General features: G+C 39.9%; 11 protein-coding genes. 2 read left to right on the top strand and 9 right to left on the bottom strand.

Annotated elements, in window-relative coordinates; translation table 11 throughout:
- Nucleotides 1-99: 99 nt before the first annotated feature.
- The 3 genes from typA to ORH16_RS06790 form a co-directional block, all read right to left on the bottom strand.
- A complete protein-coding gene (typA, locus tag ORH16_RS06800; RefSeq protein WP_265457404.1) occupies nucleotides 100-1,935 on the bottom strand; it encodes a translational GTPase TypA in 1,836 nt (611 codons plus the stop codon).
- A gap of 118 nt (nucleotides 1,936-2,053) precedes the next feature.
- Nucleotides 2,054-2,827, bottom strand: coding sequence for an inositol monophosphatase family protein (locus ORH16_RS06795; RefSeq protein ID WP_265457402.1), 774 nt, complete (start codon nucleotides 2,825-2,827; stop codon nucleotides 2,054-2,056).
- A complete protein-coding gene (locus tag ORH16_RS06790; protein WP_265457400.1) occupies nucleotides 2,828-3,109 on the bottom strand; it encodes a UPF0223 family protein in 282 nt (93 codons plus the stop codon). It abuts the gene before it with no gap.
- Nucleotides 3,110-3,258: 149 nt separating this feature from the next.
- Here ORH16_RS06790 and ORH16_RS06785 point away from each other — a divergent pair, with 149 nt between their 5' ends.
- Nucleotides 3,259-4,332, top strand: coding sequence for a PTS transporter subunit IIC (locus ORH16_RS06785; protein WP_265457398.1), 1,074 nt, complete (start codon nucleotides 3,259-3,261; stop codon nucleotides 4,330-4,332).
- A 66-nt stretch (nucleotides 4,333-4,398) separates the two neighbouring features.
- Here ORH16_RS06785 and ORH16_RS06780 read toward each other — a convergent pair whose 3' ends face one another.
- Complete coding sequence (locus ORH16_RS06780) at nucleotides 4,399-4,896, bottom strand: LURP-one-related/scramblase family protein (RefSeq protein ID WP_265457396.1); 498 nt, start codon at nucleotides 4,894-4,896, stop codon at nucleotides 4,399-4,401.
- 140 nt (nucleotides 4,897-5,036) lie between these two features.
- On the opposite strand from ORH16_RS06780, the gene ORH16_RS06775 reads away from it, so the two are divergent.
- Nucleotides 5,037-5,357 (top strand): hypothetical protein, encoded by a 321-nt coding sequence (locus ORH16_RS06775; protein WP_265457394.1) that lies wholly within the window; start codon nucleotides 5,037-5,039, stop codon nucleotides 5,355-5,357.
- Between the two features lie 56 nt (nucleotides 5,358-5,413).
- Here the strand turns inward: ORH16_RS06775 and lpdA are convergent, their stop codons facing one another.
- The 5 genes from lpdA to mgtA form a co-directional block, all read right to left on the bottom strand.
- Nucleotides 5,414-6,820: a dihydrolipoyl dehydrogenase gene (gene lpdA, locus ORH16_RS06770; protein WP_265457392.1), complete on the bottom strand. Its 1,407-nt coding sequence runs from the start codon at nucleotides 6,818-6,820 to the stop codon at nucleotides 5,414-5,416.
- Between the two features lie 7 nt (nucleotides 6,821-6,827).
- Entirely contained in the window at nucleotides 6,828-8,465 is a 1,638-nt protein-coding gene (locus ORH16_RS06765; RefSeq protein ID WP_265457390.1) for a dihydrolipoyllysine-residue acetyltransferase, read from the bottom strand.
- 25 nt (nucleotides 8,466-8,490) lie between these two features.
- Nucleotides 8,491-9,468: an alpha-ketoacid dehydrogenase subunit beta gene (locus ORH16_RS06760; RefSeq protein ID WP_265457388.1), complete on the bottom strand. Its 978-nt coding sequence runs from the start codon at nucleotides 9,466-9,468 to the stop codon at nucleotides 8,491-8,493.
- A 2-nt stretch (nucleotides 9,469-9,470) separates the two neighbouring features.
- Nucleotides 9,471-10,580, bottom strand: a complete 1,110-nt coding sequence (gene pdhA / locus ORH16_RS06755; RefSeq protein WP_265457386.1) for a pyruvate dehydrogenase (acetyl-transferring) E1 component subunit alpha — start codon at nucleotides 10,578-10,580, stop codon at nucleotides 9,471-9,473.
- A 524-nt stretch (nucleotides 10,581-11,104) separates the two neighbouring features.
- Nucleotides 11,105-13,708: a magnesium-translocating P-type ATPase gene (mgtA, locus tag ORH16_RS06750; RefSeq protein WP_265457385.1), complete on the bottom strand. Its 2,604-nt coding sequence runs from the start codon at nucleotides 13,706-13,708 to the stop codon at nucleotides 11,105-11,107.
- Between the last annotated feature and the right edge of the window lie 107 nt (nucleotides 13,709-13,815).

Raw genomic sequence — 13,815 nt, 5'->3', positions numbered from 1 at the left:
AGTTATTCTTTTCCACAGTTCGCCTTTGAAGCGTTTGCATTTTTTGTAAAAAAACAATCCAAACAGTTAATCAACTGCCAGGATTGTTTTAAAAATAGTTTATTGAGCAACTTTTTTCTTTTTAGAAGCTTTTTCCCGTTCATTTTTGTTTAAGATATGTTTTCTTAAACGAATGCTTTCAGGTGTCACTTCGCAATATTCGTCATCATTTAGAAATTCTAATGATTCTTCTAAGGTTAAAATCTTCGGACGCTTAATGACAGAAGTTTGGTCTTTGTTAGCAGAACGCACATTAGTCATTTGTTTTGCTTTAGTGATGTTAACAGTTAAGTCATTGTCACGGGCATTTTCACCAACAATCATACCTTCATAAACTTCTGTACCTGGTTCAACAAAAACGGTTCCCCGTTCTTCAATACTCATAATTGAGTAAGTTGTCGCTTTACCTTGGTCAATTGAAACCAACGCACCTTGATGGCGGCCGCCGATTTGCGCTTGAATCATTGGTAAATACTGGTCGAAGGTGTGGTGCATAATACCATAACCACGAGTCATTGATAAAAATTCAGTAGTGAAACCAAGTAAGCCACGAGCCGGTGCTAAGAAAATAATTCTAACTTGACCATTGCCAGTGTGAATCATATCTTGCATTTCGCCTTTACGCAGACCTAGAGATTCAATCACAGAGCCCATGTATTCTTCAGGTGTGTCAATTTGCACCCGTTCAAATGGTTCACATTTAACACCGTCAATTTCTCTTTCAATAACTTGCGGACGGGAAACTTGTAATTCATAACCTTCACGACGCATGTTTTCAATTAAAATGGATAAATGTAATTCGCCACGACCGGAAACGATCCATTGATCTGGGCCAGTTGGTTCAACTCTTAAAGAAACGTCTGTTTGTAATTGGGCCATCAAACGTTCTTCAATTTTACGAGCAGTCACGAATTTACCTTCACGACCGGCAAATGGTGAGTTGTTTACCAAGAAAGTCATTTGTAAAGTTGGTTCGTCAATGTGTAAAATCGGTAGGCCATCCTGATGGTCAATCGGTGTCACTGTTTCACCAACAAAGATGTCTTCCATCCCAGAAATTGCAATCAAGTCGCCGGCTTTGGCCTCTTGAATTTCTAAACGCTGTAAACCGAAGAAACCAAATAATTTAGTCACTCGGAACTTTTTGACTGTACCATCTAACTTAAGCAAAGCAACTTGGTCGCCAACTTTAATTTGACCACGGAAGACGCGGCCAATTCCGATACGGCCAACGTAGTCGTTGTAATCCAATAGAGAAACTTGGAATTGCAATGGTTCATCGCTATTGTCAACTGGCGCAGGAATATGTTCAATAATTGTATCAAAGACTGGTGCCATGCTGGCTTCTTGGTCTTCTGGATTATCTGACAAGCTAGAAGTGCCGTTGATTGCTGAAGCATAAATCACTGGAAAGTCCAATTGATCATCATCAGCGCCTAATTCGATGAATAATTCTAATACCTCATCGACCACATGTTCTGGACGAGCAGAAGGTTTGTCAATTTTATTTACGACAACAATTGGTGTTAAATGTTGTTCCAATGCTTTTTTCAAAACAAAACGAGTTTGTGGCATGGTTCCTTCATAAGCATCGACAACTAATAACACACCGTCAACCATCTTCATGATCCGTTCCACTTCACCACCGAAATCGGCATGTCCAGGAGTGTCCATGATATTGATACGGGTATCGTTGTAATCAACAGCTGTATTTTTGGCAAGAATGGTAATTCCCCGCTCTTTTTCTAAGGCGTTGGAATCCATTGCACGTTCTTGTAATTGGGTATGGGAATCTAACGTTTGGGATTGTTTCAATAGTTCATCAACCAAAGTCGTTTTACCATGGTCAACGTGGGCAATAATCGCAACATTGCGGATATCATTTCTTAAATTCAATTTTTTTGTCCCCTTTAAATTATAAAACTTGACTCGACTGCTTATTATACCAGAAAGAAACTATGAAATATAGTAGAAAGTTTCCGAAAACTTCCATAAAATCATTTTTACAGCTTTTTTATACTTTTTTCTCTGCCATCAAATTAAAAATATCCTCATAACAAGCTGGCGTTGCAATAATAAACGGTTCCCGCTGTGAAAATTTAACAGGCGTTCCATCTGCATTGGAATATTTAAAGCCAAAAACGGACAACAACACAATCCCGGCAGCATAATCCCATGGTGAAAGGTTCGACACATAAGAATGATGCGTCCCCTTTAGCATGGCAATCATCTCAATGCCGGCACAGCCGCTGACTCTCACCCCCATGCTAGCCTCGCCAATGTCATAAGCATTGAAGCGATTATGGGCATACATATAGGCATTCATTCCGACTAAACCTTCAGTCAGTTTTAAATCGGCTACCTTTTTTATTTGGCGATCATTGCAATAGACACCGACTTCCGGCCCACCCCAATACAATTCTTCCTTCATTACATCATAAATGAAGCCTAATTGACCGACACCTTCTTCAAAAATAGCTAACATGATACAAAAATTTTCTTTTTCTAAAACAAAATTTAAGGTGCCATCAATCGGATCAATGACATAGACACGGCCTTTTTTTATTGATTGATCGGAGTAACCTTCTTCTTCAGCCAAAAATGTTGCTGAAGAATCAACAGCCGCTATTTTATCAATTAGAAAGCGTTGTGTCGCCTTGTCCATATTGGTCACTAAATCCTTGCGATCACTTTTTTCTTGGATTGTTAATTCAGCGGTCAAAGATGTCTTAATCGTAGCGCCAGCTTCTTTTAACCAAGTAGAGATTTCTTTTACAGATGGTGTCATTTAACGAGTTCCCTTCATTCTTAAAATTTTTTGCGAATTTTTTTTGGCTGCTTGCACGGTTCGATACAGCGAATAACCAGACTCGCCTTCAAATTCTCGACCTAATTTTTTTTCCTCACCGATGCTTGGTACAACCCGCTTAAATTTTTGATACTTCATTAAAAAGAGCTCATTTTCTATGCCTTTTTCATAAGCAAGTTCAACAGCCTGCCACAAGTCAATAACTGTCACCATTTCTGCTGTTTGCCAATCTAAATCTAAAGGGTATTGATAGTCCTCCATAGAGCACCTCGTTTCGTTAAATTCTTTTTACAAAATAAAATGTGGGAAAAATGAGCAAATTCTTTGACCATCCATAATGTCTGCACTATACTCGGAAAATAGAATTTTCTGAAAATTCTCAAAGTCGTTTTAATTAAGGAGTAAGAATGATGGAAACAAAAACAAAACTAACAATAAAAGATTATGTGTACAAGGTTTCATTAGGAATTTCTAATGCTGTGTTGGTTGCTCTAGGGATTGGGTTATTATTTGATACGATTGGCGATTTTACAGGAATTGTCGCCTTCAACAATATTGGTACAATTGCGCAATTATTACTGGCTCCTGCCTTTGGTGCAGGCATTGCTTTTCAATTAGGAACCAACACATTAGTTGTCTTCAGTTCAATGATTGCCGCAACTGTCGGCAGCAATGCGGTTTTATTTTCGCAAACAAGTGCAGACGCTGTCGCTGTGACCGGGCAAGTTGCCACACAAGCCTCTGGTTTTGGAATTTTCACAACTGGTCAGCCTATTAGTGCAGTGTTAGCTGGGCTAATTGCAGCCCTTGTTGGAAAATGGTTAACAGGAAAAACACCATTAGATATGGTTTTGGTGCCCTTCGGTAGTCTTTTTGTCGGTGGTTTAGCGGGCGTTGGCTTAGCCTATGTCACCACACCGTTAATGTTAGCATTGAGTCAATTTATGGCCAACTCTATTACAATTTCGCCGATTATTGGATCAATTGTCATTTCAGTTGCTTGGAGCGCTCTGTTAATGACACCAGCTTCTTCAGCAGCTCTAGCGATTGCCCTACAACTAGATCCAACATCGTCAGCCGCAGCCTTAATCGGTTGCACCGCTCAATTCGTTGGTTTTACCGTCATGTCTTTTAAAGAAAATAAAGTTGGCGCCAATATTGCTCAAGGCTTGATTACCCCGAAAGTTCAATTTGCCAATTTAACGAAAAATCCGCAGCTAGTGATTCCGCCGTTTATTTCAGCTGCGATTTGCGCTCCAATTGCCACAGTTGTTATGAATCTGCGGGTTGGTTATCAATTGGCTGGCTTAGGTTTGAACTCACTGATTGCACCTTTGAATCTTTTAGCCAATGATACAACTGGCTTTATCGTTTATATCGGGATTGGTGTCTTCTTATCAGGAGCTATCACCTATGTCGTTTATCGCTTGATGAAAGCGGCCGGTAAAGTTCAAACAGGCGCCTTAACGATTGAAATGCAATAAACGAAAAATGAAACATAAGTAGTCCACTGTCGCTTCTTAGCTGTCTTCAGCTGAGAGGCGGCTTTTTTAATTGTTGTTACTGACGTTATTGTTATTATTTTCTTCAGATTTTACGTAATCCAAAGCTACTACAAAGCAAATAATTAATTCCTCTAAGTCTTCTTTAAGAATGGTCACCTCATAGGAATCACCCCAGCTGACCCATTTCTTATTGACAGTTGCTACTTCAGTCCCCTTTTGCATCATACTGAAGTTCATATTCCAAATATCACCTTGGATGGTTAAATTTTCTCCACTAATGTCATACTTAGCCTTTAAAAAACTTAATTTCTTTTCAATGACTACTTCTTGTGAGCCGACGGTAACAAAAAACTTCGGTAGCAGACTCACGACTTTTTTGGTAATGACGCCGACTTCTTTTCCTTGAGTATCAGTAATGTGAAACTCTTTCGGAATTTTCATAAAGCTACCTTTGACAAAGTAGCGATCATTAGCAGCTTCATCTTTGACGGTGAATTGTTCGCCGAGGCTGAAAACTTTTTGTTTGATGTATAATTTTTTCATAGAATCTCCTCATTTTCGCTTTTTCTGGAACCTTCTCTTCTATATTAATAGAAGAAATTTTTTTCAACAAGAAAAAAAGCTGCAGTTTTGACAGAAAATAAAGGTTTCATGGTACACTCTTTTTATAAGGGGGGATTCACATGCGAGCAAACAAAAACCGCAAAGTGCTAATGGGCTCAATAATTATTTTAGTGGCGATTGTGGCACTCATTTTATTTTTGGTATTTGGGACAGCTGGCGGTAAGAGATGGCAGAAAAATCTCGAATCGAGTCTTAATGATGGGTTGAACCGAGAAATCTTAGTCTATAACGCCGATGGTTCAGTGATTTACTCTGAGACTGGTAAGTTTGATATTAGTTATGGCGACGGTCGCTTAGAATACATCGATGCAGATACGGGACTGAAAACCAATATTTATATTGGCTACAATGCAACCGTGATTGTCAACGAATTAGAATAAGTGCAAAATAAAAAACCGGGTATGGCGACCCGGTTTTTTTGTGTGACAAAATGCTATTAAATATGAATTGGTAAACCTAATGCCAACTCAGAAGCATCCATAGTAATTTCACCCAAGGATGGATGAGGATGGATTGTTAGAGCAATATCTTCAGCGTTCATGCCTGATTCAACCGCTAAAGCCAATTCAGAAATCATATCGCTGGCACCAACACCGGCAATTTGAGCACCGATAACAACATTGCCGTCAACAGTTGTGACAAGACGCAGGAAGCCTTCCATTTTGTTTAATGAAATAGCCCGACCATTTCCAGCAAATGGGAATTTAAAACCTTTTGCTTCGATACCAGCCGCTTTTGCATCAGCAACAGTCATTCCGACAGAAGCTAATTCTGGATCAGTGAAGGCAACTGCCGGCATTGCTTTGTAATCAACAGCAACTTTTTTACCAGAAATTGCTTCAGCAGCAATTTTTGCTTCATAAGAGGCTTTGTGAGCCAATGCAGCACCTGGTACGATATCGCCAATGGCAAAGATATTTGAAATATTGGTACGACCTTGGTTATCAACTTTGATTAAGCCGCGTTCACCGACTTCAACACCAGCTTGTTCCAAACCTAAGTCATCAGTGTTAGGACGACGACCAACTGTAACCATTACATAGTCAGCAGTGACAGATTCTTCTTTGCCGTCAACTTCGTATTTAACAGTTACGCTGTCGCCATTGTCAATAGCTTCTTTAGCCATTGCAGAGGTCACAACTGTAACACCTTTTTTCTTAAAGTCATCCGTCACAATTTTAACCATATCTTTTTCATAAGTTGGTAAAATTGAAGGAGTTCCTTCAATGATTGTCACTTCAGCACCAAGGTTGGCATAAGCGCCACCAAGTTCAGCGCCGATAACGCCGCCACCGATAATGACGAATTTTTTAGGAACTTCAGGCAAGTTCAAACCGCCTGTTGAATCTAAAACGCGACCACCAAATTTAAAGCCAGGAATTTCAATTGGACGAGAGCCAGTTGCGACAATCGCATTATTAAATTCATAAGTTTGAGCTGAATCTGGGTGAATCACTCGTAAAGTATGATCATCAACGAAGAAAGCTTCCCCCATCAAAATTTCAACTTTATGTTTCTTTAATAACATGCCAACACCAGAAGTTAAGGTGTTCACGACTTTATTTTGTTTCCAGTCTTGTGTTTTTGCAAAGTCTAGCTTAACGCCTTCTGCAGAAACTCCGAAAATATCTGAGTCTAAAGAATCTTGGTAATGGTGACCAGCGGCAATTAAAGCTTTTGAAGGAATACAGCCAACGTTTAGACAAACGCCACCGATAAATTCTCTCTCCACAATTGCAACTTTTTGTCCCATTTCAGCAGCCCGGATAGCGGCAACATATCCGCCAGGGCCTGATCCGATGACAACTGTATCTAATTCAATGGCAAAATCTCCTACTACCATTTTTTAATCATCCTTCCATCAATAATAGTTCTGGGTCAGCTAATAAACGTAAGATATTGTTCAAGGCTTTTTGAGCAGTCGCACCATCAACAATTCGGTGGTCAAAGCTCAATGATAATTTCATCATGCGGCCAACAACAATTTCGCCATCTGCATTAACAACTGGAGTTTGCGCAATTGTACCGACTCCTAAGATAGCTACTTCTGGGTAATTGATAACTGGTGTAAACCAGCCGCCACCAACAGAACCAACGTTACTAATTGTGATTGAACCATCACGCATGTCAGGTCCAGTTAATTTGCCATCATGAGCTAATTGGGCTTTTTCACTGATTTCATCTGCAATTTGGAACATGCTCTTGTTATCCGCATTTTTAATGTTTGGTACATACAAACCATTATCTGTATCTGTTGCGATACCGATATTGTAGTAGTGTTTGTAAACAATTTCTTGTTTTGCGTCATCAATTGATGCATTCAAGATTGGGAATTTTTTAGCTGTTGCTACTAAAGCTTTGACAACGTATGGCAAGAAGGTTAATTTTGTGCCGTTTTCTAAAGCAACATCTTTAAATTTCTTACGGTGATCCCACAATTTAGAGACTTCAATCTCACCAAACATTGTAACGTGAGGTGCAGTATGTTTAGAAGTTACCATTGCTTTAGCAATTGCTTTACGAGTTGGCGTTAAGGCAACTCGTTCTTCTAAATCACCTTGAGTTGAAGTGAAGGCTTGTGGTTTCGCAGCTGGAGCACTAGCAGTTGTTGCTTCTGCTTGAGCAGGAGCTTCAGTAGCTGCTGGAGCTTGCGCTTGACCGCCACCAGAAATAAATGCTTGTACGTCTTCTTTTGTAATGCGTCCGCCTTTGCCACTTGCTGAAACTAATGAAATATCGACATTGTTTTCTCTTGCAAATTGACGAACAGATGGCATTGCCAAAATTTGTTTGTTTGGATCAGAAACTGCCATTACACCATTACTGCTTGGTGCAGCCGTTTGAGCTGTTTCAGCTTTGGCAGCCGGTGCCGCTGGTGTACTTGGAGCAGCAGCTGGTGCAGAATTATGTCCCGGTGCATCGATTTCAACTAAGACATCACCTACATTGGCCACAGTACCTTCTGGAACAACAATATTTTTAACAGTTCCAGTTACAGGAGAAGGAATTTCTTCTACTGATTTATCATTTTGAACTTCTAGTAAAGTATCATCTTCGTTAATTGTGTCGCCAGCTTTGACGAACCACTTAACGATTTCGCCTTCCGCAATTCCTTCACCAATATCTGGTAATTTGAATTGATAAACGCCGCCGTCAGCAGCTGGTGCTGCTGCAACAGGTTCTGCAGCTGGGCTAGCAGGTGTTTGTGATTCAGCCGCAACCCCACTGTCGCCTTCATTGCCTTCAAAGCCAGGTGCGTCGATTTCGACTAAAACGTCACCGACATTGGCTACAGTGCCTTCAGGAACGATAATATTTTTAACCGTTCCGGTTACAGGAGAAGGAATTTCTTCTACTGATTTATCATTTTGTACTTCTAATAAAGTATCATCTTCATTGATTGTATCGCCGGGTTTAACGAACCATTTGACGATTTCGCCTTCAGCAATCCCTTCACCAATGTCAGGTAATTTAAATTGAAAAGCCATTTTTTATTTCTTCCCTTCTGTCTGATTAAAAGTTTGCGATTTCTTTGACTTTATCTTCGATATCTTTTGCGTTTGGCAACCAGATATTTTCAGCTTGACCGAATGGGAAGATAGTATCAGGAGCAGATACCCGACCAATTGGTGCTTCCAATGAAAGAATCGCTCTTTCAGAAATTTCAGAAACAACTTGAGCAGCTACACCAGCTTGTTTTTGCGCTTCTTGAACGACAACCACCCGATTGGTTTTTTCAACTGATTTGATGATTGTTTCAACGTCTAGAGGTGCGACTGTTCTTAAATCAATAATTTCAACGCTGATATTTTCTTTCGCTAAATTATCGGCTGCTTTGACTGCTTCACGAACCATTGCCCCATAAGTGACAACTGTGATATCAGTTCCTTCACGGGTAACTGCTGCTTTGTCTAAAGGCACTTCGTAAGCTTCATCTGGCACTTCCTCACGGAACGAACGATATAACTTCATATGTTCCAAATAAACAACTGGATCATTGCTGCGGATGGCAGAAATTAGTAATCCTTTAGCATCGTAAGGATTTGATGGGATAACAACACGGATACCAGGAGATTGTGCAATCAAACCTTCTAGATTATCTGAGTGTAATTCAGGTGTATGCACACCGCCACCAAATGGCGCACGAATGGTGATTGGCAATTGACGAGTGCCACCCATACGGTAGCGAGTACGAGCCATTTGACCAACGATTTCATCCATAACTTCAAATACGAAACCGAAGAATTGAATTTCAGGAACTGGACGGTAACCTGTTAGAGCTAAACCAAAAGCTAATCCGCCGATACCAGATTCAGCTAACGGTGTATCGAAAACTTTATCTTCACCAAATTTAGCTTGTAAACCTTCTGTTGCCCGGAAAACTCCACCGTTTTTACCAACGTCTTCACCGAAGACTAAAACTTCTGAATCATTTTCCAGTTCAGCAGCTAGGGCATCTGTAATAGCTTGAATCATTGTTTTTTGTGCCATGATTATTTCGACTCCTTCGCTTCGTAAATTGCAATTTGTTCTTTAATGCTTTGTGGTTGAACTTCAAACATATTTTTTAAGAAATCTGAAACTTTTTGCTTCGGTGCTTTATCAGCTTCAGCAATCGCATCTTTAATTTCTTCTTTTGTTTTTTCAATAATTTCTTCTTCTTTTGCTTCGCTCCACAAACCTTTTTCAGTTAAGTAGTTACGGAAACGAATCAAAGGATCTTTTTGTTGCCATTCATCGTCCATTTCTTTAGAACGGTAACGGGTTGGATCATCACCTGATAAAGTATGTGGACCATAACGATAAGTTAAGGTTTCAATTAAGACAGGACCATTTCCAGCAGCAGCCCATTCACGAGCAGCTTTTGTTACAGCATAAACTGCCAATGGATCCATTCCGTCCACTTGAATTCCTGGAATCCCAGCAGCAGCTGCTTTTTGTGCTAATGTTTCAGCTGCCGTTTGCACTTCTCTTGGAGTTGAAATAGCAAAACCATTATTTTGAATAAAGAAGACAGCATTACCATGGAAACTTCCGGCAAAGTTAATGCCTTCATAGAAATCACCTTGAGAAGAACCGCCATCACCTGTATAAGTGAAGACAACATTTTTGCTGCCACGTTTTTTCAAGCCTAAAGCTACGCCGGCTGCTTGAACATATTGCGCACCGATAATGATTTGTGGTGGCATTGCTGTCAATGTTTCAGGATATAAGTTACCAGCTACATGGCCACGAGACCATAAGAAAGCTTGGCTTAAAGGTAAACCATGTTGAATTAATTGAGGGACATCACGGTAGCCTGGGAATAAATAATCTTCTTTTTCCATTGCAAAATTACTTGCAAGTTGGCTGGCTTCTTGACCAGCTGTTGGAGCGTAGAAACCAAGACGACCTTGACGGTTTAATGCAGTTGAACGTTGGTCTAAGACCCGTGCCCAAACCATTTGACTCATCAATTCCACTAACTCATCATCAGATAAATCTGGAACTGCTGCTTCGTTGACGATTTTCCCTTCTTTATCCAAAATTTGGAAAGTTGGAAAATCTGCATTGACTTCTTTGAGCAATTTTTTAAAATCAATAGCTGTTTGCTTCTTTGCCATTTTGTCACACATTCCTCTCTGTAATAAAAAATCCTAAACCGCGAATGAAACAGCACAATAATCTGTACTATTTATTTTCGCTTTCGATATAAAACTACCATCTTTAGAAAATAAACACAAGCAATAAGCTTCCTTTTTGCGATTTTTTTCACTTTTAGAAAGCCTTTAAAATTAAGACTTAAAAGTGAATTATTTCACATTGTAACCCTTTTCGCTTTTTTGCAAGCGCCTTTCGGATAAAATTTTAAACACTGTCTTCGCCAAAAATAATACAGTTTCAATCGGTGTATTCTTTTTAAGGTTGCCAAATCAAGGAAAAGCTTCTGTATTACTTTTATTTGATAACAGATTGCAGGTTTTCTTAAAAAGGCTTCTCTTCTTTGTATGAGCACTTCATGGTTACCACAAAAAAGCTGTGAGACAAGTTGATTCAGAAATAGTTTTACCGAAGACGATTTAACAAAAACTATTAAATCATCTCAGACATTACTTCTGTATAAGATATGTCTCACAGCTTCAAATTTTTAAAGCCACTCTTTAGTTAAATGGATGTAAATTCTTTTGGCAAACTCAACGGTAATTAGATAGGCGATAATAATTCCGATAAACCATGGCCAATAGCTAGCAGGTAATGGGCTGAATTCAAAAATTTCACGAATTGGTGCGATTAAAATAATACCTAAACCGATTAAAATACCGATAGCACTGCTGATTAAAACTTGCGGTGCCGCCATACTTTGAATAAACGGGATTTTTTTTGTGCGGACCATTTGAACAACCAAGGTTTGGCTGACTAAGCCCACCATAAACCAACCGGCTTGGAAGATACCTTGCGTAGCCAATGAATTGGCGCCAAAGATATTCCACATAATCAAGAAGGTCAAAATATCAAAAATCGAACTGACTGGGCCGATACAAACAGTAAATTTCAGTAGACCGTTAATTTGCCAACGGACTGGCTTCGCCAATTCTTCTTCATCAACATTATCCCAGGGAATGGTCAGTTGTGTCATGTCATAAATTAAGTTTTGGACTAGTAATTGAATCGACAACATTGGTAGAAATGGTAGAAAGGCGCTGGCAACTAAAATAGAAAAGACATTGCCAAAATTTGAGCTGATGGTAATTTTAATATATTTCATCATATTGCTGAACACTTTGCGGCCTTCAATCACGCCGGCCTCCAACACATTCAAACTTTTTTCTAACAGAATAATCGAGCTAGCATCTTTGGTAATATCGGCGGCGGTATCCACAGAGATACCGACATCGGCTTTTCTTAAAGCCGGTGCATCATTGATACCATCTCCCATAAAGCCAACAGTGTGACCATTGTTTTGCAGATTTTCTATGATGCGGGATTTTTGCATTGGGTTTAATTTCGCAAATAAGTTCGCAGATTCAACGATTGTTTTCATTTCTTCATCACTGGCTTCATCAATTTGCGAGCCAAGGACCACAGTATCGACTTCGATGCCAACATCACGGCAGACTTTTTTTGCAACGATGTCATTGTCGCCGGTTAACACTTTAACGTTTACGCCGTGTTCATGTAAAGACTTGATAGCAGTGATTGCGGATTCTTTAGCGGGATCTAAAAAGCCCATAAACCCAATTAAAGTCATGTCGGCTTCGTCGCCGACGTTATAAATGGCATCTGTGTGGGCATCTCGTCTAATAGCGACGGTAATTACCCGCATGCCTTGTTCATTCATTTCACGATTTAATTGGCGCATCGTCGCTTTGCGTTCTTCGGTTAAAGGTAGTCTTTCACCGTCAATTTCGACGAAGCTACAAATGCCCTCCATCTCTTCAACGGCCCCTTTCGTAATCATAATTTGATGATCGTCAGCCTTCACCACAACTGTCAAGCGGCGCCGGGAAAAATCAAAGGGAATTTCATCAATTTTTACGACATCTTGATAAGGCAATTGGCGTTTGCCGTCTTCAAAATAATTAATCACGGCAATGTCCATTAAATTTTTCCAACCGGTTTGATAATGGGAATTTAAAAAGGCTAAATTTAAGACTTGATCATTTGGTTGACCAGTCGGATCTAAATGTTGGACCAAGACTACCCGATCTTCGGTAATCGTGCCAGTCTTATCAGTACACAGCACATCCATGCTGCCGAGATTTTGCATTGAAGCCAGCTCTTTTACAATTACTTGATGTTTAGACAAGCTTAAAGCACCTTTGGCTAAGTTGCTGGTGACAATCATGGGCAGCATTTCAGGTGTCAGTCCAACGGCCACGGCAATCGCAAAGAAGAAGGCGTCACCCCAATTGCCTTTGGTCAATCCGTTAATCAAAAAGACAATTGGAAATAAAATCATGACCATTCGCAGTAGCAATTTTGAAATTTTTGTTAGCCCAACATCAAAACTAGTTTTGCCCCGTTGGGAAGTCGCACTTTTGGCAATGTCTCCAAAGAAAGTATTTTGGCCAGTTTTTAAAATAATGGCTTTGCCTTGACCACTGAGGACGTCGGTTCCCATGAAGACTAAGTCTTGCATATCCAATGCTGAAAGCTCATCAGTTTCTGTCAGCTTGGCATCGACAAATTTTTCCACCGGCATGGATTCTCCGGTCAGAGAGGATTGATTGACAAATAAATCCTTGGTCCAAATTAAGACTGCATCGGCGGGAATCATATCGCCGGTGGCTAAGGTAATCAAATCCCCTGGCACAATTTCATCCATTGGAATTTCTCTGGTGCTGCTGTCTCTGGTAACGGCTGAAGTATTTTCAATTAATTCTTTTAGCTCTTGGCTGGCCTTTTGCGAACGATATTCCTGAATAAAGGTAATAATGACACTGGCTAAAATCATAATCCCCATCACAACGGCCGCTTCAATATCACCAGTGGCTAAAGAGACAATTGCCAATAAAACTAATACGAACACAAAGGGATCGTTAAAAGCTTTTAAAAATAAAAGCACAGCTGGTACTGGTTTTTGCGCAGAAACGACATTGGCGCCGTATTCTTCTAATCTTTCTTTGGCATCTGCTTCAGTCAAGCCGTTGATGGACGTTCTTAATTCCATCATCAGTTCCCGTTCTGAAAGCAGGGCTAATTTTTTTAGTTCTTGGTCCTTGGTTTGTTTTAAATTACTTTTTCTAATCATGTTCTTTCCTCCTATTGCACTGGAGGAAAGTCCTCCAAATGCAGAATATTGTATGGCCTCTGTCCTTCAGGGTGATCCATAACGCCTCAATCCTCTCTGTCATTTTT

This window comes from Enterococcus sp. HY326 (assembly GCF_026157065.1).
Lineage (GTDB): Bacteria > Bacillota > Bacilli > Lactobacillales > Enterococcaceae > HY326.
This window is presented reverse-complemented; position numbering and strand designations above follow the sequence as displayed.